This is a genomic window from Salinivibrio siamensis, assembly GCF_001996005.1.
Classification (GTDB): Bacteria; Pseudomonadota; Gammaproteobacteria; order Enterobacterales; family Vibrionaceae; genus Salinivibrio; species Salinivibrio siamensis.
In genome coordinates, this window is sequence record NZ_MUFB01000003.1 from 75,325 (window position 1) to 95,024 (window position 19,700).

General features: G+C 50.6%; 17 protein-coding genes. 11 read left to right on the forward strand and 6 right to left on the reverse strand.

The annotated features are described in order from the left end of the window. Positions 1-17 precede the first annotated feature (17 nt). Positions 18-842 (reverse strand): 23S rRNA (guanine(745)-N(1))-methyltransferase, encoded by an 825-nt coding sequence (gene rlmA / locus BZG73_RS02740; protein ID WP_077605869.1) that lies wholly within the window; start codon positions 840-842, stop codon positions 18-20. A 129-nt stretch (positions 843-971) separates the two neighbouring features. Further along, positions 972-1,472 carry a YfbU family protein gene (locus tag BZG73_RS02745; protein WP_077578556.1) on the reverse strand — a complete coding sequence of 167 codons (501 nt, stop codon included), beginning with the start codon at positions 1,470-1,472 and terminating at the stop codon, positions 972-974. 182 nt (positions 1,473-1,654) lie between these two features. Between BZG73_RS02745 and BZG73_RS02750 the strand changes: the two genes are divergently transcribed. Next, positions 1,655-2,320, forward strand: a complete 666-nt coding sequence (locus BZG73_RS02750) for an energy-coupling factor ABC transporter permease (RefSeq protein ID WP_077667514.1) — start codon at positions 1,655-1,657, stop codon at positions 2,318-2,320. Between the two features lie 110 nt (positions 2,321-2,430). Here the strand turns inward: BZG73_RS02750 and focA are convergent, their stop codons facing one another. Then, complete coding sequence (focA, locus tag BZG73_RS02755; RefSeq protein WP_077667515.1) at positions 2,431-3,879, reverse strand: formate transporter FocA; 1,449 nt, start codon at positions 3,877-3,879, stop codon at positions 2,431-2,433. A gap of 197 nt (positions 3,880-4,076) precedes the next feature. Between focA and BZG73_RS02760 the strand changes: the two genes are divergently transcribed. After that, positions 4,077-4,982 (forward strand): LysR substrate-binding domain-containing protein, encoded by a 906-nt coding sequence (locus tag BZG73_RS02760; protein WP_077638578.1) that lies wholly within the window; start codon positions 4,077-4,079, stop codon positions 4,980-4,982. A gap of 43 nt (positions 4,983-5,025) precedes the next feature. On the opposite strand, the gene pflA is transcribed toward BZG73_RS02760, so the two are convergent. Next, complete coding sequence (pflA, locus tag BZG73_RS02765) at positions 5,026-5,766, reverse strand: pyruvate formate lyase 1-activating protein (protein WP_046073652.1); 741 nt, start codon at positions 5,764-5,766, stop codon at positions 5,026-5,028. A gap of 331 nt (positions 5,767-6,097) precedes the next feature. On the opposite strand from pflA, the gene BZG73_RS02770 reads away from it, so the two are divergent. Next, entirely contained in the window at positions 6,098-7,720 is a 1,623-nt protein-coding gene (locus tag BZG73_RS02770; RefSeq protein WP_235606006.1) for a methyl-accepting chemotaxis protein, read from the forward strand. Positions 7,721-7,886: 166 nt separating this feature from the next. Here BZG73_RS02770 and pflB read toward each other — a convergent pair whose 3' ends face one another. After that, complete coding sequence (pflB, locus tag BZG73_RS02775) at positions 7,887-10,163, reverse strand: formate C-acetyltransferase (protein ID WP_077667517.1); 2,277 nt, start codon at positions 10,161-10,163, stop codon at positions 7,887-7,889. Between the two features lie 133 nt (positions 10,164-10,296). Further along, positions 10,297-11,808, reverse strand: coding sequence for a DUF3360 family protein (locus BZG73_RS02780; protein WP_046073649.1), 1,512 nt, complete (start codon positions 11,806-11,808; stop codon positions 10,297-10,299). A gap of 553 nt (positions 11,809-12,361) precedes the next feature. Here BZG73_RS02780 and BZG73_RS02785 point away from each other — a divergent pair. The 8 genes from BZG73_RS02785 (at position 12,362) to BZG73_RS02820 (ending at position 19,650) form a co-directional block, all read left to right on the forward strand. Then, entirely contained in the window at positions 12,362-13,465 is a 1,104-nt protein-coding gene (locus tag BZG73_RS02785; protein WP_131826179.1) for a tetratricopeptide repeat protein, read from the forward strand. A 432-nt stretch (positions 13,466-13,897) separates the two neighbouring features. After that, complete coding sequence (locus BZG73_RS02790) at positions 13,898-14,668, forward strand: ABC transporter ATP-binding protein (protein ID WP_077667519.1); 771 nt, start codon at positions 13,898-13,900, stop codon at positions 14,666-14,668. Between the two features lie 84 nt (positions 14,669-14,752). After that, complete coding sequence (locus BZG73_RS02795; protein WP_077605873.1) at positions 14,753-15,529, forward strand: ABC transporter substrate-binding protein; 777 nt, start codon at positions 14,753-14,755, stop codon at positions 15,527-15,529. Positions 15,530-15,567: 38 nt separating this feature from the next. Beyond that, the gene (locus tag BZG73_RS02800) at positions 15,568-16,308 is read left to right on the forward strand and encodes an ABC transporter permease (RefSeq protein WP_077667520.1); all 741 of its coding nucleotides are present in this window, start codon (positions 15,568-15,570) and stop codon (positions 16,306-16,308) included. 6 nt (positions 16,309-16,314) lie between these two features. Further along, complete coding sequence (locus tag BZG73_RS02805; protein ID WP_046073644.1) at positions 16,315-16,992, forward strand: ABC transporter permease; 678 nt, start codon at positions 16,315-16,317, stop codon at positions 16,990-16,992. A gap of 121 nt (positions 16,993-17,113) precedes the next feature. Next, positions 17,114-17,554 carry a MerR family transcriptional regulator gene (locus BZG73_RS02810; RefSeq protein WP_077578550.1) on the forward strand — a complete coding sequence of 147 codons (441 nt, stop codon included), beginning with the start codon at positions 17,114-17,116 and terminating at the stop codon, positions 17,552-17,554. Between the two features lie 87 nt (positions 17,555-17,641). After that, positions 17,642-18,580, forward strand: a complete 939-nt coding sequence (locus tag BZG73_RS02815; RefSeq protein ID WP_077605874.1) for an NAD-dependent epimerase/dehydratase family protein — start codon at positions 17,642-17,644, stop codon at positions 18,578-18,580. Continuing rightward, positions 18,580-19,650 (forward strand): saccharopine dehydrogenase family protein, encoded by a 1,071-nt coding sequence (locus tag BZG73_RS02820; protein WP_077667521.1) that lies wholly within the window; start codon positions 18,580-18,582, stop codon positions 19,648-19,650. Before BZG73_RS02815 ends, BZG73_RS02820 begins: the two co-directional genes overlap by 1 nt. Positions 19,651-19,700: the final 50 nt, after the last annotated feature.

A 19,700-nucleotide genomic window follows, 5' to 3' on the forward strand; every position in this document is an offset into this window, starting at 1 on the left:
GAATGTCTCCTTGGCTATCATTGCTCGGCGGCGTGATGGCGATACACGCGCAGGGTGAAGTCGGCGTCACACTCAAAGGCCTCGCTGTTCGCTAAGGTGTCACGCCATTCATCCGAGGCGCGCCAGGCAAAGGGCGTCATTTGCAGCAGAGTCAGGGCTTGCTCACCTGCCAATGTCATCGAGTAATGCAGTGAGTGCTCACTTTCAAGTTGGAAGCCTGGTAGGGCTTCAGGTGGCGTTTCGTGTAAACGCACCTCTTGATAGATACCGGCTTTTAGCTGAAATAGATGACGTGGACCTGGCGTAACCGTCACCACCACGCCGCCAGGCTTAATCGCGCGCGCTAACTCTTCGCCGTTACAGGGCGCATAAATCCGTACCACACCATCCAAGCTGTTGTCGGCAAACGGCAGGCGCTGGGAAGAGGCGACCGAGAACTGACACTGTGGGTACCATTTGGCCGCATAACGCACCGCCACTTTGGCAATATCTAATCCGTGAACAGACCATTGTTGCTCTGCGGTTTGATCGGCAATCGCATGGGTGTAGTACCCTTCACCACAGCCGACATCCAAGATGGTTTTGTGCTCGCCATCGAGCGCTTGGGTGAGAGCGTCAATCATCGCTTGGCGCATAGGCGCATAGTGGCCAGCGTTTAAAAACGCCCGACGCGCTTGGGTCATGGCCTTGTTGTCGCCCGGATCTTTAGAGCGCTTAAATTGCACGGGGAGCAAATTGAGGTAGCCTTCTTTGGCGCGGTCAAATTGGTGATTGTTCGCGCAATAGGCGCCACGTGAGGTGGCTTGCAGAGACTGTTGGCACAGTGGGCATCGATAAATCATGGTCGTTCGGTGTGTTAGCGTGAATGGGCTTAAGGGTACGGGCTTGCGATGGATTCGACAAGCGCGAGACGCGCAAATAAAAAGCCGCCTCGCGGGCGGCTGGGATTCGGGATGGTCGCGCTCTGCGGTTTAGGCGGCGAGGATTTGCTCAATCTCGGTTAAGCTTAAGTGGAATTGGCGCGGGCAATGACGCCATACATCCAGCATGCGACGGTATTTGTCCAACATGGGCATTTGGCTGTTAAAGCGATGCTCGCCCTGATCGAATTGCGGATAGAGTCCCTCCGTATCGACAAGAAAGCGGACATAATGCACTAACGCACCTTCGGTGGCGGCGTCGAAGCCCCAGAATTGAACGCGGCGCGGTGATAAGGCGGCTTGGTTGGCGTCGTCCAAGAGGTTGTATGAGGCCTGCATGGCATGGTGCATTTCCATGATATCAATGATCTCACGACACTGGGTTTCGCATAGCGCCTCGAACTGGCTGATCACTTCTGCCATTTGCAAGCTGTAACCGCGCTCAATAATGGTTTGTAAGCGGCGATACTTTTCGCTATTAGAGGGATCGAGGTGGCACATTAATTGGTATTGATTAGATAAAATTAGACGTTGTGCAGGGGTCATATCCATCGCGGTTGGCCTCTTAACTCTCAAAGGTACAATAGTCATTCATCAATTGATGAGGGAATAAATAGAGACTACCAGCTCTATGAGGGGGAAATCTTGATCTGGGCTATGTCCGTAGCACGTTTATCACCCGCTAGTTGTTGTGTCAGTCAAAGGTAGAAAAGGTCAGTGACTAGGGATTGAATATGTTTGAGTTCGCCGAAGTGAGCGGTTGGCAATGGAGTGGCTGGTTATTGTGGGCCGCGGTGCTGTATCGAACCTATCTGCCGGAATTTTTTTCTAAGCTGCGTCAAGAAACCGGTTACCAGCATTTGGCGTTTTCCTCGGCGGTGGTGTTGTTTGCTTTATGGGCGCTTCAAGCAGGGATCAAAGCGGGGCTAGATATCCACTTTTTAGGCGTGACCACGCTCGCCTTGTGCCATGGTTGGCGTATCGCTATTTGGATTGCCACTGTGCCTCTAACACTGATGGCGGTGTTTGATTTTGTCCCTGTCGCGGACTTGGGGATGACCGCGCTCACCACGGCGGTGCTGCCAATCACTTTTAGTTATGCGATTTTCGCGCTTAGTTACCATTATTTAACCCGCCACCTGTTTATTTATATTTTTATCGCCGCTTTTATCGGCGCGGCGCTGACCATGGTATTCCAGCTGTCCGTGACATCGTTGTGGTACGGGCTGGCAGAGCGACATAGCTGGCAAGACATTGTCCATAACTATCTGCAAATTGCGCTCCTGATGTGGTTCCCTGAGGCGTTATTAAATGGCATGGCGGTGACAGTGATGGCGGTATATCGGCCTCATTGGCTACGCACCTTTTATGACCGTGAGTATTTATCACCTGAGCGTTAGGCCGTGTGTCAATGCGGCGATGAGGGCAACATCTCGATGAAAAATGCCGCCAGTATTGACCGGCGGCGTGCTCGATAATGGCCATCCCTGTGCTAGGAGGTGACTAAGTGTTAGGCGGTGACTAAGCCTTCTTTCGCATCGGCGGGAAGGATATCCATTGCATTACCGTAAAGTGGCGCGAGTGCTCGAATCACATCGGCGCGCGTGATCACCCCCACCAAGCGCTCGTCTTTCATCACCGGATAAATATAGGGACGAGACAGTGTTTGCGTTTTGGCGCGCTCTAATGCCGATTGGTTGGTAAAGCGGGTGGCAATGCCCGCATCACTGACCGGATAGAGCACTTGGTTATCAATGCTCATGTACTGCGCCAGCTCAATCACCGATTGGTCTGCCTCAACGGTTTGTACCTCGGTGCGCATCAGATCTTCAACTTTGGCATCCATGTCGGGTTGATAGTCATTCCACCATAGATCCACTAAGACATCTTGCACCGAGAAAAAGCCAACCAGTTGATTTTGGCTGTCTACCACAGGGGCGCCTTGAAGCTTGGTGCGGTTGAGCTGCTCTAGGGCGTCCGCCACAAACTGCTGGGCTTTTAAAGCACACTGAGCCGATTGCATGTTGTTTTCAATAGTTAAGGTTTCTTGGGTCATAATAGGTCTCTCAGAATAAGGCGCAGACGGGAGCGTCAATGCAGAAATGTGCGCGGTTTTGTGTTCTCTTTCTGGGTTGATAATCAGCCAATAGCCCATACCAACCAGGCCAGCGCCACCGACGATATTGCCAAGGGTGACGGGGATTAAATTGGCACTGATAAACTGGATGAGATTGACGTCATTAAAGGCCGCGGGGGAACTGCCCACCGCTTGCCAAAAGCTGTCTGGTGCGAAGGTGGCGATGCTCATGCCCAGAGGCACCATGAACATATTGGCCACGCTATGCTCAAAACCGGTGCTGACAAACATGGCAACAGGTAAGATCACCATCACGGCTTTGGTCAGCGGGTTTTGCGAGGTGAATGTCATCCAAATCGCCAGACAAACGAGCAAGTTACAAAGCACACCGAGGGAGAACGCTTGCAGCCAGCTGTGATGCAGCTTGTGCTGCGCGACATGAAGAGCGTTGAGCCCCCACTGCCCATCATCAAGCTGATATAAACCCGCCGCCATCACGATCAGCACCAACAATAGCGCGCCGCATAAGTTGCCGATATACACCCTTGCCCAGGTATAAAGCAGGCTAAGTGTACTAATTTTGCCGTTGGCGCGAGCAAGCATGGACAGCACCGTGCTGGTAAATAGCTCGGCCCCGCCGAGTACCACAAGAATTAATCCCATGCTAAAGGCCAGTCCGCCCATCAGCCGAGTGAGCCCCCAGCCGGCCGTGCTCCCCGTGGTCACCGTGAGGTAAAACACGAATGCCAACCCGATAAATAGGCCTGCCATCATCGCCAGCCCGACGGCCATACGGGTCGATTTGTGCGATTTGCTCTCTGCGTATTGTTCGGCTTGCACCAGCAGCGCAGCGGGGCCGTCAGTGTGGATAGGGGTTACCATCGGCTGCCTCCTCTTTTGGCAATGTGTGCCCGACCTTGAAGACAAAAAAACATACTGGTTGTACTCCTTTTTAGACTGAATGTGAATAAATCCAGCCTAAGCGTGTGGTTATCAGGAGTAAAATTGATATTTCTTAGGGTAATAATCACAAAAATTGATAGTCTGATGTCATCAAAGTCAGACAGTAAGGATCTTAGATGCGCTACTCACTCAAGCAGCTCGCTGTGTTTGAAGCGATTGCCGCGATGGGCAGTGTGAGCCGTGCTGCCGACCATTTAGCGTTAACACAGTCGGCGACCAGCATGGCGCTTTCACAGCTTGAAAAGCTACTCGGTAGGCCGCTCTTTGAGCGCCAAGGTAAGCAAATGCAGCTCACCTATTGGGGAGCATGGTTGCGACCCAAAGCACGACAACTGTTGTTTGACGCGCAACAAATTGAAGCAGGGTTTGATGGGCAGCACATTATTAGTGGTGATATTGCCTTAATTGCCAGTCAGACCGCCGCAGAACACCTAATTCCAGACCTTATCAGTATTATTGATAGTGATTTTCCCGAGCTGAGAATCGACTTTACGGTGAAAAATACCCAGAAGGTGATTGATAGTGTGCGTCGGTATCAGCACGACTTGGGGATCATTGAAGGGCGTTGTGACGACAGCCGGTTGAAGCAACAGGTGTGGTGCCATGACCATTTGGTGGTGGTGGCAGCCAAGCATCACCCTTACGCGCAGCGCGATCAAGTAAGTTTGGCGCAACTTGAGCAAGCCCAGTGGGTATTGCGAGAGCCGGGAGCGGGGACGCGACACAGTTTTGATAGTGCCATTCATGGCGTTATCGAAGATCTTGATGTGCGCCGTGAGTATGAGCAGGTGCCGGTATTGCGCACCTTGGTGGCTAACTCCAACTACCTCAGTTGCTTGCCGTATCTTGATGTCGAGAAGTGGTTAGCGCGTGAAGAGCTGGTGGCGCTGAACGTGCCGGAGCTAAATATGCGCCGCACATTGTCGTTTATCTGGCGAGCAGACGCGGCGGATAACCCGTTGCGTGACTGTATTATTCGAGAAGCCATTCGAATGACGAAGGCGCGGCGACGCGAGATGTAAGGAGAAAAAGCCGGCTGCATGGCCGGCTTTATGGGGTTAACGCTTAGTAGGTGACACTGTGACCGTAACTGGCAATAATCGCTTTGACGCTATCCATCACTTCTTTTGATGGGGGCGAGACGTCTTGCAGTTCGTACTCATGACCCAGCGCTTCCCATTTGTGCGCGCCGAGTTGGTGGTAGGGAAGTAACTCGACTTTTTCGATGTTATCCATGTCTTGAATAAATTGGCCAAGACGATGGGCAGAGTCGTCATCATCGGTGTAGCCGGGGACAACCACGTAACGAATCCAGGTTTTTTGCCCAATTTTGTGCAGGTACTTAGCAAAGTCAAGCGTTCGCCGGTTTGATACGCCCACCAAGTCTTCGTGGACTTCATCGTTGAGTTGCTTCAAATCCAGCATCACTAAATCGGTGGCATCAAGGACTTCATCAATCACCGGAGTGTGTTTGCGAATATAGCCGTTGGTATCTAAACAGGTGTGGATCCCTTCTGCGTTAGCGGCTTGGAAAAAGTCACGCACAAACTCAGGTTGCAACATGGCCTCACCGCCAGATGCTGTCACCCCGCCACCCGAGGCGGTAATAAAATGGCGATAGGCACGCACATCTTTCATTATTTCATCCACGGTGACTTCTTTGCCGCCGTGCGTGTCCCACGTATCACGGTTATGGCAGTATTTGCACCGCATCAAGCAGCCTTGCATAAAGACAATAAAGCGGATGCCAGGGCCATCTACGGTGCCACAGGACTCAAACGAATGGATGCGACCAATTGTCGACATAGCTGTCTCCAGACTGCGAATGGCTATGCCGTCATTTTATTACAAAAACCGGTGTGAAGATAAGGGAATTCCCGGCTTTTTCGCACTTCTCACCTTCGTATTTCTTCTATGTTGCATCCCTGTCATAGCTTGATCACAGTTCCAGTTTTTCGTCGCCTAGCGAATGAGACGTTAACCAGATAAATTCCATGCAGATTTTGTGACTTTTCGTTTTTTTGTTCAAACTTACGTGCGACACGTCGCCAAAGCGATACATGCTTATGCCAGGTTGCATGCAAGCAAGGACATGCTTGGTGTCAGGCTAGGATCAAAGCAAATGCTAGGACTTATAATGAGAAAAATCAGTGATCTGAGAGTGAAAAATAAGCTTGTTGCACTAATGCTGGTTGCCGTTGTGTTGCTGGCAGGGATCAGCGCGTACACCATCAACAAAGAGCGGGAGCAGTCTTATGCTGAACGGACGGCTTCCTTGCGTGCCAATATTGAGGTGGCGCAAAGTGTGGTGGCCTATTATCGCCAGCAGGCACCACAAATTGGCGAAGAAGAAGCAAAGGCACAAGCAATCGCGCAGCTTAATAAACTGCGTTACGACGGGAATAATTACTTTTGGGTACTCAAGCCCGACCTCACCATTGTGAATCACCCGATCAAGCCCAAGCTAAACGGCACCAGTGCTGATGGGCTGACCGATGGTGACGGCAAGCACCACTGGCGTGAGATGGTGCAAGTCAGTCAAGGCGCGCAGGGCGGCGTGCTCGATTACACCTGGCGTTCACCTGAGGGCGAGATGAAGCCGAAAATTTCCTATGTGAAACGCGTTGATGGCTGGAATTGGATTATTGGCTCAGGCGTGCATGTCAGTGATATTGAGGAGCGGGTGATACAATCCGCGTGGCAGATTGGTGGTTTAACCCTGTTATCTGGCGCTATCTTGCTGGTAGCCGGTGGGTTTGTCAGCCGCGATATCGTGGTGCCCTTGGATGAGCTGGTGGAAAAATTCGACCGCATTGCCGGTGGCGATCTTCGGGTCGAGTGTGGTTATACCCGTCATGACGAAATTGGCAAACTCGCTCGGCGAATGGATACCGCGATGAGCAGTGTCCGCGAGGCGCTGCGTGTGGCGCATGATGAAGCCAAGCAATCATCGACCATGGCCTCCTCCATAGCATCAGCCAGTGAGGAAAGTGCACAAAGCATTCAATCGCAGCGCGCACAACTTGAGCAGCTCGCCACGGCGATGAACGAAATGACGGCTACCGTGGCCGATGTTGCCGATCACGCTGAGCAAACCGCGCAAGCGACCAACGATATTTCGTCGATGGCGGAAGACAGCAACCACAAGCTAGATAGCACGGTGGCCAGTATTCGTGAGGTGGCTGAGCGTATTGCCGCAGCGGATAAATTGGTGAATCAAGTGAAGCAAGGGGTGATGGAGATCAGTGATGTGGCGACGGTGATCCAAGGCATCTCTGAGCAAACTAACCTGCTGGCACTCAATGCGGCGATTGAAGCGGCGCGAGCGGGTGAGCAAGGCCGTGGCTTTGCGGTGGTGGCCGATGAAGTGCGCTCGCTCGCTCAAGGCACGCAAAAATCGACCACTCAAATTCAAGGCACGATTGAATCGCTCACCAACAATGCGATTGAGGCCGCTGAGGCAATGACATCAAGTCATCAATCGAGTGAAGACAGTGTCAATACGGCGCTAGAAACCCAAGCGCAGTTGAAGGAAATGGTGAGTGCCTTACATGGCTCAAATGACCGCGTGGTACAAATCGCCGCGGCGGCAGAAGAGCAGGGGACGGTGTCGGAAGAGATGAACCAAAATGTGAGTAATATTCACAACTCGGCCAACGAAGTGAGCGGTGCGGCGTCGCACCTTGCCGAGCAAAGCCAGCTGCTTGCCGATTCAGCACGTGAGTTGGACAGTAAGTTGGACCGCTTTGAAGTGGGGTAATGGCTGATTGCGCCTAGCTGGCAGGTTAAACAACTGTTCGCTGGGCGTCGGCTCTTTGGCGTTGCCCCCGGACAAAGCAAGACATAGCGCTGAAAAACGACAGACAAACAAAAACCGCCAGCATTGCCGGCGGTTTTTTCTTTAGGCGTTAACCCTTATTTATCTCTTACAGTGAAGAGGTAAAGGTACGGGTAATCACGTCTTGTTGCTGCTCTTTGGTCAGCGAGTTAAAACGTACCGCGTAACCAGAAACACGGATGGTCAGCTGAGGATAGTTCTCAGGGTGCTCCATCGCGTCCAGCAGCATTTCACGGTTCATCACGTTGACGTTCAAGTGCTGGCCACCTTCTTGACCGCTTTCGTGGTGGAAGTAACCATCCATCAAGCCTGCCAAGTTAGCGCGTTGTGCGTTCTCATCTTTACCCAGTGCATTTGGCACGATAGAGAAGGTATAAGAAATACCGTCTTTGGCGTGGGCAAATGGCAGTTTACCGACAGATGTCAGTGACGCAACCGCGCCTTTTTCATCACGGCCGTGCATAGGGTTAGCACCTGGGCCAAATGGCATGCCGGCTTTACGACCGTCAGGCGTGTTACCCGTTTTCTTACCGTATACCACGTTTGAAGTGATAGTCAGGATAGACTGGGTAGGCACCGCGTCACGGTAGGTCTTCAGTGAACGGATTTTGTTCATGAAGCGCTCAACCAGGTCACAAGCGATTTGGTCAACACGCTCGTCGTTGTTACCAAATGCTGGGTATTCGCCTTCGATATCAAAGTCGATAGCAATACCGTCTTCGTCACGAACAGGCTTCACTTTGGCGTATTTAATCGCGGCTAATGAGTCAGCTGCTACCGAGAGACCGGCGATACCACATGCCATGGTGCGATACACATCACGGTCGTGGAAAGCCATCAGCGCCGCTTCATAGCTGTACTTGTCGTGCATGAAGTGAATGCTGTTTAGGGCAGTCACATACTGTTTAGCCAGCCAATCCATCAGGTGATCCATGCGGTCCATGACTTTGTCATAGTCCAACACTTCGTCAGTCATTGGCGCGTGCTCAGGCGCAACTTGGATTTTCAGCTTCTCGTCAATACCACCGTTGATGGTATAAAGCAGCGTTTTTGCCAAGTTGGCACGAGCACCGAAGAATTGCATTTGCTTACCCACGATCATGGGTGATACGCAGCACGCAATCGCATAATCGTCATTGTCAAAGTCAGTGCGCATCAGATCGTCGTTCTCGTACTGGATAGACGAGGTGTCGATAGAGACTTTGGCACAGAACTTTTTGAAGCCTTCTGGTAGCTGCTCAGACCAAAGCACGGTGATGTTTGGCTCTGGGCTTGGTCCCATAGTGTACAGGCTGTTTAGGAAACGGAAGCTGGTACGTGAAACCAGTGGACGACCGTCAACACCCATACCGGCAACCGATTCTGTTGCCCAAATTGGGTCACCAGAGAAGAGATCATCATACTCAGGCGTACGTAGGAAACGCACCATGCGCAGCTTCATCACGAAGTGATCGATCAGCTCTTGGGCTTGCTCTTCAGTCAGTTTACCCGCCGCGATATCGCGCTCTACATAGATATCGAGGAAGGTAGAGGTACGGCCAAGTGACATGGCGGCACCGTTTTGGGTTTTCACTGCACCCAAGTAACCGAAGTACGTCCACTGAATCGCTTCTTGCGCGGTTTCGGCTGGGCGAGAAATGTCACAGCCGTATCTTGCGGCCATTTCTTTCAATTGACCCAGTGCGCGATGCTGCTCTGCAATTTCTTCACGCAGTTGCATGGTCATCTGCAGATCTTCGCCGTTTTCGAATTTCTCTTGCAGTGAATCGAATTGGGCTTTTTTGTCTTTCATCAAGAAGTCGATACYGTATAGCGCAACGCGACGGTAGTCACCGATGATACGGCCACGGCCATACGCATCAGGCAAACCAGTTAACACGCCAGATTTACGGCACTTCATGATTTCTGGGGTATAAATATCGAAAACGCCTTGGTTGTGGGTTTTACGATACTCGGTGAAGATTTTCTTCACTTGTGGGTCAAGTTCGCGGCCATAGGCGTCGCATGAACCTTGAACCATGCGGATACCACCATATGGGAGCATCGCGCGTTTTAGCGGCGCGTCAGTCTGTAGACCGACAATCTGTTCCAGATCTTTCTCGATGTAGCCGGCGTCGTGAGACGTCAGGGTAGAAACCACAGACGTATCAAAATCAACCGGTGCATGCGTCGCGTTCTCTTGCTTGATGCCTTCCATCACGCGCGCCCACAGTTTGCGAGTGGCGTCAGTTGGCTCAGAAACTAGGAATGATTCGTCGCCCTCGTAAGGGGTATAGTTTTTCTGGATGAAGTCACGAACATCAACTTCTTTGCTCCAGTTACCTTCAACAAATCCTTCCCATGCATTGGAAACGTGCTCAGACATGTTGCACCTACCTGTACTCTTTTCAAAAAGATATGTATTGGGACCAGGTTCAGTCATCGTATTTGTCAGTATGGCTGACGCCTGCGACCCATCGATTTATCCGGATACCCCGCCCGAAAGCGGGGCAATGTTCTTACAACAAAGATGGAATGCCGGGAATCATTCCGACTGCCAACATGGCAGCAATACAAATGATCACTGTGGCGGTTGGAATCACCAGACGGTCAACGGTAGAAAGCGTTGTAGGACGCTCTTTATCACCGATAAGGCCGTTGTTGTCCAAGAGCATAGTGACTGCCCAACCAAAGACTGGGTTAACAGCCATGGAGGCGAAAATACAAATACCGGCTGCCTGGCTCGACTTGGCGTCTTTCACCATCTGCATGCCTGCTTCAAGCAAGGGCAGGAACACACCCGATAGTAGCGCAATGGTCATCACTGGTGGCCAAGTGGCGACATCCATAGGATAGCCAATCAAGGCAACGGCAATACATAACAGACCCAGTACAATGGCACCGCCAGGGATGGGTCGACGCGCAATCGCCGCCGGAATCATGTAGGTTCCCCACGATGAGGTGATGTTACCGCCACCCACAGAGGCACCAACCATTTGACGGATAGAACAACCAGTCATGGTGTCATCCACGTCCATCAATACTTTTTCGGCTTTCTTCGGATAATTTAGTTCCTGGAAAATACGGTGACCCAGAAAGTCTGGCGACCACATCGCCACAGCCAGCAATGCAAATGGCAAAGAGGCAAGGAAGTGCGACAGGTTAGGAAGTCCTAGCTGCCAGCCTTGCTCGGTTGAGCCCCACCAGTAAACCGGATTGAGGTTAGGCACACCTGGTTGAGTAACGAACTCCAGTGAAGAGCCAGCACCGAGCGCGGTAGCAATAAGTCCGCCGGTGACCGCACACACGGGAATCGCGAGCCAGCGTTTACCGATGCGCGCCAAGAAGGCATAGATCACAATCGATACGGCGAGAATTAAAATGGAGATATAGCCCATATCAATCGCCGCGCCCCATGCGAGCAGACTCTCAATCTGGCCTTTTGCACCACCAAAGCCAAGGAAAATCAGCAAGCCACCGGCGACCCCTTGACTGGTCAAATTAACTAATTTGGAGCCACCTTTCAGGTAACTGAGTATCAGGCCAAAGGCACCAATCAGAATCCCCAATGCCAATGGGTGAGCACCTGCTAACGCGATGGTCCCGACCAGTGGAATCATTGGCCCATGGTTGCCGGCCAAGTTGGCGCGTGGGTTAATAAACCCGCACAACAGGACACAGAACAGAAGCGCTGGGATAAGCATTTCTACCCGCGCCACTTCAACGGCAAACGCTTTACCCAAGGTGATGTGATCCCAAGCGGCGGTTAAACCATCCGCCCAAGACATCATCACAGCAGAGTACATGGCGATAATGCCGATGGTACCCGCGAGTGCTGGGACAAGGTCTTCGATTTCAAAACGGAAGTCACGGCCAGGCAAGTTTAAGCCCCAACGGCGCGGACGCATAATTTGTAGTTCGTGATTCAGGTAGTCAGCGCGGGAGGCAAATGAAGAAGCCGGCTTGTGCTTCTTTTGATATTCGCTCTTTTCTTCGTGACTCACACTGCGGTCTTGAGCATGTGTTGCCATAATTTCCTCGTCGTACAGAAAGCAAACGCTTTCGAAACAGTGGCTTAGCCAGTCTTTATGTGTTGTTAACGCTGGCCTTGTGGCCGTGTTCTGTTTCGTTATCAGCATGCTAACAACAGGGGGGGCGCAGAATGTTGACTTAGATCATTACCGTGTAATTTTTTTACGTGCTACGCCCACTTGTGCCGAGGTTTTTGACCCTGTGTTCCGCTCGTCTCGCCGATAAACCAGCATTTATGTAATTTAATTACCAATCTAAGCGGCAAATATGTGCTACAAAACAGTAAGATAAACTCGCCTGATGTAAAGTGGACCTGGTGGCATCCTGAATCTGTGTCAATAAATAAAGACAGCCACCGCTTGCTCGCTGTAGTGAATAAAAAAGATAGGTTATAGTCGATATATTGTCCTCTAAAAATGGATCCTTATGGTGCGCCGATTGTTCCGCCTGTTTGTTTGTTCTCCCATGCTGATGCCAAAGTGGCGTTGTTTGAGCTTGGGTGTCTTACTGTTTTGCCCTTTTATGGTTGTCAAGGCCGCGGGGGTGGAAACAGTGAGCGCAGCGATTCAAAACGGCAACTATCAATATGCGCTCACCGAGGCCGATAGATTGCTGACTCCATCGGATCAGCAGGCGCTGGCACCCTCCGAGCGTGCGGAGCTGCAACGTTTGCAGGCTATCGCCCACCTTTACCTTGGTCAGCGCGCCGAAGCCTACCGAGCCTACCGTCTTGCATTGGCATTGAACGCGCTCAGCAAAGAGAGCGAGGCGGATGCGTTAACTGCCGTGATTAGCTTGGCGTTTCGAGTCGAGCAATATGAAGAAGTATTGAACTATGCCCGCCAGCTCCGCGATAAGCACACACTGCAGCCGACCTCTGCTCGCTTCGCGATGCAGGCTGCTTATGCCCTGTCTCGTTTCGACGTGGCGATTGAGTATGCGCGCCAGCTGAAAAAGCTCGGCGCGGAGGATGCATTTGTCCTGCAAACCAAAGGGCTCAGTGAAGTGGCGCTATCACGCTTTAAGGCGGCGGCAGCGACATTCGATCAGTTGGTCAATCAACCCGATGTGGCCCCTCGTTGGTTAGAGCAGGCCGCACGCGCCCACGCTAAAGCGGGCTCGCACCAAGCGGCACGCCAGTATTTAGCGCGTGCCAATGCTGACATTGCCCTTTACCGGACTCTCTCCGCCGGGCAAATGGAGCTGGGGGCCTCACAGCAGGCATTGCTATATTGGCAACAGGGATTACAGCAATTGACCCGGCTACCCACTCGTGATGAGCAGTTATTTCTGGTGCAGTGTTTGATTAAAACAGACCAGCGCGTGGCGGCGTTAAACCGGATCAGTGAAGTGAATTTGAGCGAGCCAGACAAGCAAACGCTCAAACTACAGGTGATGTTAGCGTATCAGCTTAATCATTGGCAGGAAGTGATTGATACCGCGCAAGTGGCGCTCTCTTATGGCCTGAAAGATGATCGTATGCTGTGGCAGTGGTTATCCATCAGTGCGATTAAAGCCGGGGACTATGCACTAGCAGACTATGCGCTAGAACAGTGGGAAGCGCGTGATCCTACCGGCCTTGCCGAGCGCTGGCGTGACACCTTAGAGCTACTTAAAGCGAAGCGAGCGAAACGTCGCGACGCGCGGCTGTCATAAGGTGAGAGGCTGCCTACTTTAAAAGCGCCACTGTCTTTTTTAGTAGGCGTTTAACTATGGTGTTCACAGTTTTGTTACGCACCGCTGATCGCATTGAAATGAAATAAATTGCACGTCTATCCCCTCCAACGCTAATTTTTGTCAGCTTTCACGATAAAAATAACCAGCTTTCTTCAAGTTAACTTCTATACTTACCTCGGTTAAAGCCGGTTTAGTACGGCTAATGGCTGACAAAGCAATTGTTGGTTTTTTCAGCAGTAAATTTTACGATTGACTTTTTATGCAGTAATAGTGACTATAATGAATGCGCTTTAAAGGTTAACAAAATGTTGCTCATTGCGTTGAGGGGTGATATTTTCAATTCATACTCAGTGCATTTGGTGCGCTTTAACCACAAACACAACAGATTTCACGGATGACAGGAGTTAGCGCATGACGGATGCTGTGGCGCTACAGGTAAAATCACTTAAAAAAAGCTTTGGGCAGCATCAAGTGCTCAAAGGTATTTCCCTCGACGCCCACCGCGGCGACGTGATTTCCATTATCGGCTCTTCCGGTTCTGGCAAGAGCACCTTTCTTCGCTGTATCAATCTGCTGGAAACCCCCACGGGCGGTGAAATTTGGGTCAACGGTGAGTTGATCAAAATGAAAAACAACCGTGCCGGTGAGCCCATCCCCGTCAGTGACAAGCAAGTGCAACGCATTCGTTCGCGTCTGGCGATGGTGTTTCAAGGGTTCAATCTTTGGTCGCATATGACGGTGCTGCAAAATGTTATTGAAGCGCCTGTGCATGTGCTAGGTGTGCCTAAGGCACAAGCGACTGAAGAAGCAGAAGCGTTATTACACCGCGTTGGGCTTTATGAGCGCCGCGATTACTACCCAGGCCATTTATCCGGTGGTCAGCAACAACGTGCAGCGATTGCGCGCGCACTCGCGGTAGAGCCAGAAGTATTGCTGTTTGATGAGCCAACCTCCGCGCTGGATCCTGAATTAGTAGGAGAAGTGCTGGGTGTGATGCGCTCACTGGCTGAGGAAGGACGTACCATGCTGGTGGTTACCCATGAAATGAGCTTTGCGCGCGATGTCTCTAACCATGTGATGTTCTTGCACCAAGGGTTAGTAGAAGAGCAAGGCAACCCGAAAGAGTTGTTTGATTCGCCAGAATCAGAGCGTTTGCAGCAGTTTATTTCATCGATTTACTAATCTATTTATTAAAAATATCAATAGCATAACCATGCAATAGGGCAATGCCCTGACAACATCGTAAAAACGACAGGAGACAGGAAGATGAAAAAATGGCTAGTTGCCGCCGCTGTAATGGCCGCGGTTGGGTCAACCTCCGTAGCAGCCAAGGATTGGAAGGTCGTACGTTTCGGTATCGAAGGGGCCTATCCTCCATTTAGCTGGACCACTAACGAAGGCGAGCTGAAAGGCTTTGATGTGGATATGGCCAATGCGCTCTGCGAAGAGATGCAGGCAAAGTGTAAGATTGTGGCACAGGATTGGGATGGCATTATTCCATCACTGCTGGCACGTAAATACGATGCCATTATCGCCGCGATGTCCATTACCGAAGAGCGGAAGCGAAAAGTTGACTTCACCAACAAATACGCGCTGATCCCTAATAAATTTGTGGCTGAGAAAGGCACGGATCTGACCTTTACCAAAGAGGGGTTAGAGGGCGTTAAAATTGGTGTACAACGTGCGACCACGCACGACAAATACCTGACTGATAACTATGGTGACTCGGTGGATATCGTGCGTTACGGCACCTTTGATGAAGCCTACCTGGATCTAAAAGCAGGCCGTATTGAGTCAATCCTTGGCGATGCGTCGGCACTCCAGCAAGGGCTGCTCGACAAAGACGGGGGGGACGAGTTTGCGTTCATCGGCCCGTCACTGACAGACCCTGAGTGGTTTGGTGAAGGCTTTGGGATTGCGACACGTAAGCAAGACAAAGAACTGACCAAGAAGCTTAACCAAGCGATCGATTCGTTGCGTGAAAAAGGCGTGTATGACGAGATTGCTGCCAAGTACTTTGACTACGACGTTTACGGCGAGTAATAGGCAGGCGGGCAGCATGAAAGTGCTGCCCGAATCATATGATTGATTTGAAAGGTTACGAGTGGTCCCTGCTTGAAGGCGCATGGGTGACCCTTCAGGTTGCGCTGCTCTCGTTAGGTCTTGCCATGCTACTGGGTATGCTGGGCGCACTGGCGAAACTCTCCAAATTTGGCTGGCTGCGTGGGATAGCGACGGTCTATACCACGGTTATACGCGGGATCCCTGATCTGGTGCTGATGATGCTGATTTTTTACGGCGGTCAAATGCTGCTGAACAACAGCTTGTATGGCATCAATGAGTGGGTTAACGAATACATGGCCGGTCAAAACCCCAATCACGACTGGACATCCTATTTACCTGACTATATTGATGTGAGCCCATTTATTGCCGGGATCCTAACCATCGGGTTTATCTTTGGTGCTTACATGGCGGAAACCTTCCGTGGCGCTATCATGGCGGTGGACGCTGGGGAAATGGAAGCCGCACGTGCTTATGGCATGAGCAGTAGTTTGGCATCCCGCCGTATTTTGCTGCCGCAGATGATCCGACATGCGCTGCCAGGCTTTGGTAACAACTGGCTGGTGCTGCTCAAAACCACTGCGCTGGTGTCGATTATTGGTCTTGATGACATGGTGCGAAAAGGCGCGTTGGCGGCCGGCTCAACTCAAATGCCATTTACGTTTTACTTTACCGTTGCACTGATTTTCTTGCTCTTTACCAGCATCTCGACCACGGGACTACGCTGGATGGAGCGTCGTTTTAGCATTCACACGCGGTAGGTGACCATGGATTTTTCTCTCGTACTCGAAACCTGGCCGATATACTTAGAAGGCCTTTGGACCACCGTATGGCTGGTCGCCTCTGCGTTGGTGATTGGCTTAGTGGTCGCGGTGCCGGTCGCGGTCGCGCGTAATGCGCAATTCCCTTTATGGCGTTATCCAGCGTGGGCGTTTATTTATTTTTTCCGGGGTACACCGCTGTTAATTCAGTTGTATCTGATTTATTACGGCTTGAGCCAAGTGATCAATGTCGAGAACAGCTTGTGGCAGCACGCTTGGTTCTGCGCCTTGGTGGCCTTTGTGCTCAACACCGCCGCTTACACAGCGGAAATCATCCGTGGCGCGATTAATGGCCTCCCTAAAGGGGAAGTCGAGGCGGCGATTGCTTATGGCATGAGCCCCTATAAAGCCTTTTCGCGCATTGTGTTGCCGAGTGCGATGCGTCGTGCGTTACCCGCGTACAGTAACGAAGTGGTGTTTATGCTCCACGGCTCAGCGGTGGCAGGGATTATCACCATTGTCGATTTAACCGGTGCCGCTCGGATAGTGAACTCTCGCTATTATGCGCCGTTCGAGTCGTTTTTGACCGCCGGCGTGTTTTATATGGCGCTGACATTTAGCATCCTTTGGATGTTCCGCTTAGCGGAGCGCCGCTTCCTACGCCATTTAAGGCCGCTGAGCTAGAATTTAAGGTGCTATTTTTTAGCACCTTATTAATCCCTCCTTTAGTCCGACATGCAAAATTGGCGAATCTTCAATGCTATAGTTAGCCGAGGTACTGCGATCTATATAGAGCGATAACAGCATGAAAATTGGAGAACTCGCGCGCCGATCAGGATTATCGGCCTCGCGTATACGTTTTTATGAACGCATAGGGCTTCTCAAAACAGTGACTCGTCAGTCAAATGGCTACCGACGTTATCCGCCGGAAGCACTAACTGTATTGTCTATGATCACTGCGGGGCAGCAAGCTGGCTTTAGTCTTGACGAGCTGAGAACGTTACTTCCAAGCAATATTTCTCAGTGGGATCATGCCAGTTTGGTAGCCACGCTAGAAAACAAAATATCCGAGCTGGCAGAACTTGAGAGAAAAATAGTCGCGAGTAAAGCTCAGCTGGAGACGGTGTTAAATGATATTGCGGCCAAGCCGTATGACATGGACTGTGCTGAAAACGCACAGCGAGTGATGTCTCGGGTAGGATTAGTTTTATCATCATCCAACCCTGAGCAAGATTCAGGAAAATAATCGACTAATTTGAGTTTGACCTTAAACCTTACTTCAACCTTAGAGTAGGAATTCTACGGAATGTGGAGTGTTGAATGAGGTCAATATATGCAAACAATAATGGGTGCTAACGGTCAGATAGGGCGTGAACTGGCAATTGCCTTGAAGCGAGATTATACCCAGTCGATTCGCTTAGTTAGTCGCCATCCCCAAAAAATTCACGATACAGATGAAGTCTTTCCTGCTGACTTACTTGATTCAGAACAGACGAAAGCAGCTGTTGCTGGCTCGAGTATTGTGTATTTGACCGCAGGTTTGCCAATGAACCCGACGCTTTGGGCTTCTTCGTGGCCGGTGATAATGCGAAATGTTATTCAAGCCTGTATCACTCATAAAGCTAGCTTGGTCTTTTTCGATAATACCTATATGTACCCGCAAACTGCATCGCCGCTTGTCGAATCTACACCTTTTCGGCCAATTGGCGTGATGGGACGCGTGAGAGCGGAAATAGCCTCAATGCTATTGGCTGCGATGCAACAAGAACAAATAAATGCAGTCATTTGTCGAGCGCCGGAGTTTTATGGACCAGGAAAGACACAGAGCATTACGAACTCAGCCGTCATTGATAACTTGCTTAAAGGAAAACGAGCAACCGTATTATTGCGTGATGATGTGAAACGAAGTCTTATTTATACGCCAGATGCTAGCCGAGCGATGGCGTTGATTGGCAATACACCTGATGCGTATGGACAAACATGGCACTTGCCTTGTGATGATCACCGACTAACTTATTCTGAGTTTATTGCCTTAGCGGCGGATGTATTTGGCACATCTCCTCACTATCGAGTGGTGACATCGTTTCAACTACGTTTAGCGAGTTGGTTTGATAAGCGCTACAGATATATGAGAGAGCTATTGCCTCGTTACCAGACAGATAATGTGTTTGTTTCAGATAAGTTTAAGGCACGCTTTCCTGATTTTAGGGTGACAGAGTGGCGCCTCGGCTTAGCCAATATAATGAGTGAACGTCAAAAGGAGAGGGCATAATGGCTGGGACAGGAAAGACAAAGCGCTGGATGATCTATGGCGTCTATGGTTATACCGGACAGTTGATTGCGGAAGAGGCAGTGAGAAGAGGGTTTACCCCCATCCTAGCCGGCCGAGATCCTCAAAAAACAATAGAAGTGGCGAATGCACTAGGACTTGAATGCAAGACGTTTAGCCTAACTGATAAAGCGGAAGTTAAAAAGAACATTGCAGATATCGATATATTACTTAATTGTGCCGGACCGTTCTCAACGACGGCTGAGGTCATGATGGATATATGCTCACAGCTTGGTACGCATTATCTCGATATCACTGGAGAGATTGCAGTATTTGAACTGGCCCAAAGCTTTAGTCAACAAGCAAGGCAAACAGGGGCTGTGATTTGCCCAGGCGTCGGCTTTGATGTTATTCCAACGGACTGTGTTGCCGCAATATTGAAGTTCGCTTTGCCAGATGCTACCCAGCTTTCTCTGGGCTTTGATTCGCGTTCAGGCTTTTCTCCGGGGACGGCGAAGACCTCAATAGAGGGGCTTGCGGACGGAGGAAAAATTAGAAGAAATGGTATTATTCGCACTGTGCCATTGGCCTACGATGTAAAAAAAATTGACTTTGGCAATGGCGAAAAGTTAGCAATGACTATTCCTTGGGGGGATATATCAACGGCTTATCACTCTACGGGGATACAGAATATAGATGTATATATTCCAAGCTCTGAAAAGATGGTTCGTCAGGCTCGGCGCGCTAACCTGATTCGTCCTTTACTTAAGCTGAGTATCATACAGTCTTTGGCTAAGTTTTGGATATCCAAAAAGGTAAAGGGGCCTAGCCATAAAGACAGGGAGCGTTATCCTACTTATGTGTGGGGTGAAGCGACTAACGCTAATGGTGACAAGGCTACCGCTCGAATTAAAACGGCAAATGGCTACCATTTGACAATGATAGGGGCGATTGAGGTTGTCTCTTTTCTGCTAGAAAATGGTTGTGTTGGTGGTACTTATACGCCTTCTCAGCTGATGGGGGCCAATTTTATAGAGCGTTTATCGGGAGATGAATCCATCATTTTATCCTAATTGCTAAACCGAATACCGCAGCCTTCTTATGCTGCGGTATTTATCGTTGA

What these genes read in the sequence shown, in the direction of transcription:
- rlmA (WP_077605869.1), bottom strand. Translation starts at nt 842, where the DNA reads ATGATTTATCGATGCCCACTGTGCCAACAGTCTCTGCAAGCCACCTCA.
- BZG73_RS02745 (WP_077578556.1), bottom strand. Translation starts at nt 1,472, where the DNA reads ATGGATATGACCCCTGCACAACGTCTAATTTTATCTAATCAATACCAA.
- BZG73_RS02750 (WP_077667514.1), top strand. Translation starts at nt 1,655, where the DNA reads ATGTTTGAGTTCGCCGAAGTGAGCGGTTGGCAATGGAGTGGCTGGTTA.
- focA (WP_077667515.1), bottom strand. Translation starts at nt 3,879, where the DNA reads ATGGTAACCCCTATCCACACTGACGGCCCCGCTGCGCTGCTGGTGCAA.
- BZG73_RS02760 (WP_077638578.1), top strand. Translation starts at nt 4,077, where the DNA reads ATGCGCTACTCACTCAAGCAGCTCGCTGTGTTTGAAGCGATTGCCGCG.
- pflA (WP_046073652.1), bottom strand. Translation starts at nt 5,766, where the DNA reads ATGTCGACAATTGGTCGCATCCATTCGTTTGAGTCCTGTGGCACCGTA.
- BZG73_RS02770 (WP_235606006.1), top strand. Translation starts at nt 6,098, where the DNA reads ATGAGAAAAATCAGTGATCTGAGAGTGAAAAATAAGCTTGTTGCACTA.
- BZG73_RS02780 (WP_046073649.1), bottom strand. Translation starts at nt 11,808, where the DNA reads ATGGCAACACATGCTCAAGACCGCAGTGTGAGTCACGAAGAAAAGAGC.
- BZG73_RS02790 (WP_077667519.1), top strand. Translation starts at nt 13,898, where the DNA reads ATGACGGATGCTGTGGCGCTACAGGTAAAATCACTTAAAAAAAGCTTT.
- BZG73_RS02795 (WP_077605873.1), top strand. Translation starts at nt 14,753, where the DNA reads ATGAAAAAATGGCTAGTTGCCGCCGCTGTAATGGCCGCGGTTGGGTCA.
- BZG73_RS02800 (WP_077667520.1), top strand. Translation starts at nt 15,568, where the DNA reads ATGATTGATTTGAAAGGTTACGAGTGGTCCCTGCTTGAAGGCGCATGG.
- BZG73_RS02805 (WP_046073644.1), top strand. Translation starts at nt 16,315, where the DNA reads ATGGATTTTTCTCTCGTACTCGAAACCTGGCCGATATACTTAGAAGGC.
- BZG73_RS02810 (WP_077578550.1), top strand. Translation starts at nt 17,114, where the DNA reads ATGAAAATTGGAGAACTCGCGCGCCGATCAGGATTATCGGCCTCGCGT.
- BZG73_RS02815 (WP_077605874.1), top strand. Translation starts at nt 17,642, where the DNA reads ATGCAAACAATAATGGGTGCTAACGGTCAGATAGGGCGTGAACTGGCA.
- BZG73_RS02820 (WP_077667521.1), top strand. Translation starts at nt 18,580, where the DNA reads ATGGCTGGGACAGGAAAGACAAAGCGCTGGATGATCTATGGCGTCTAT.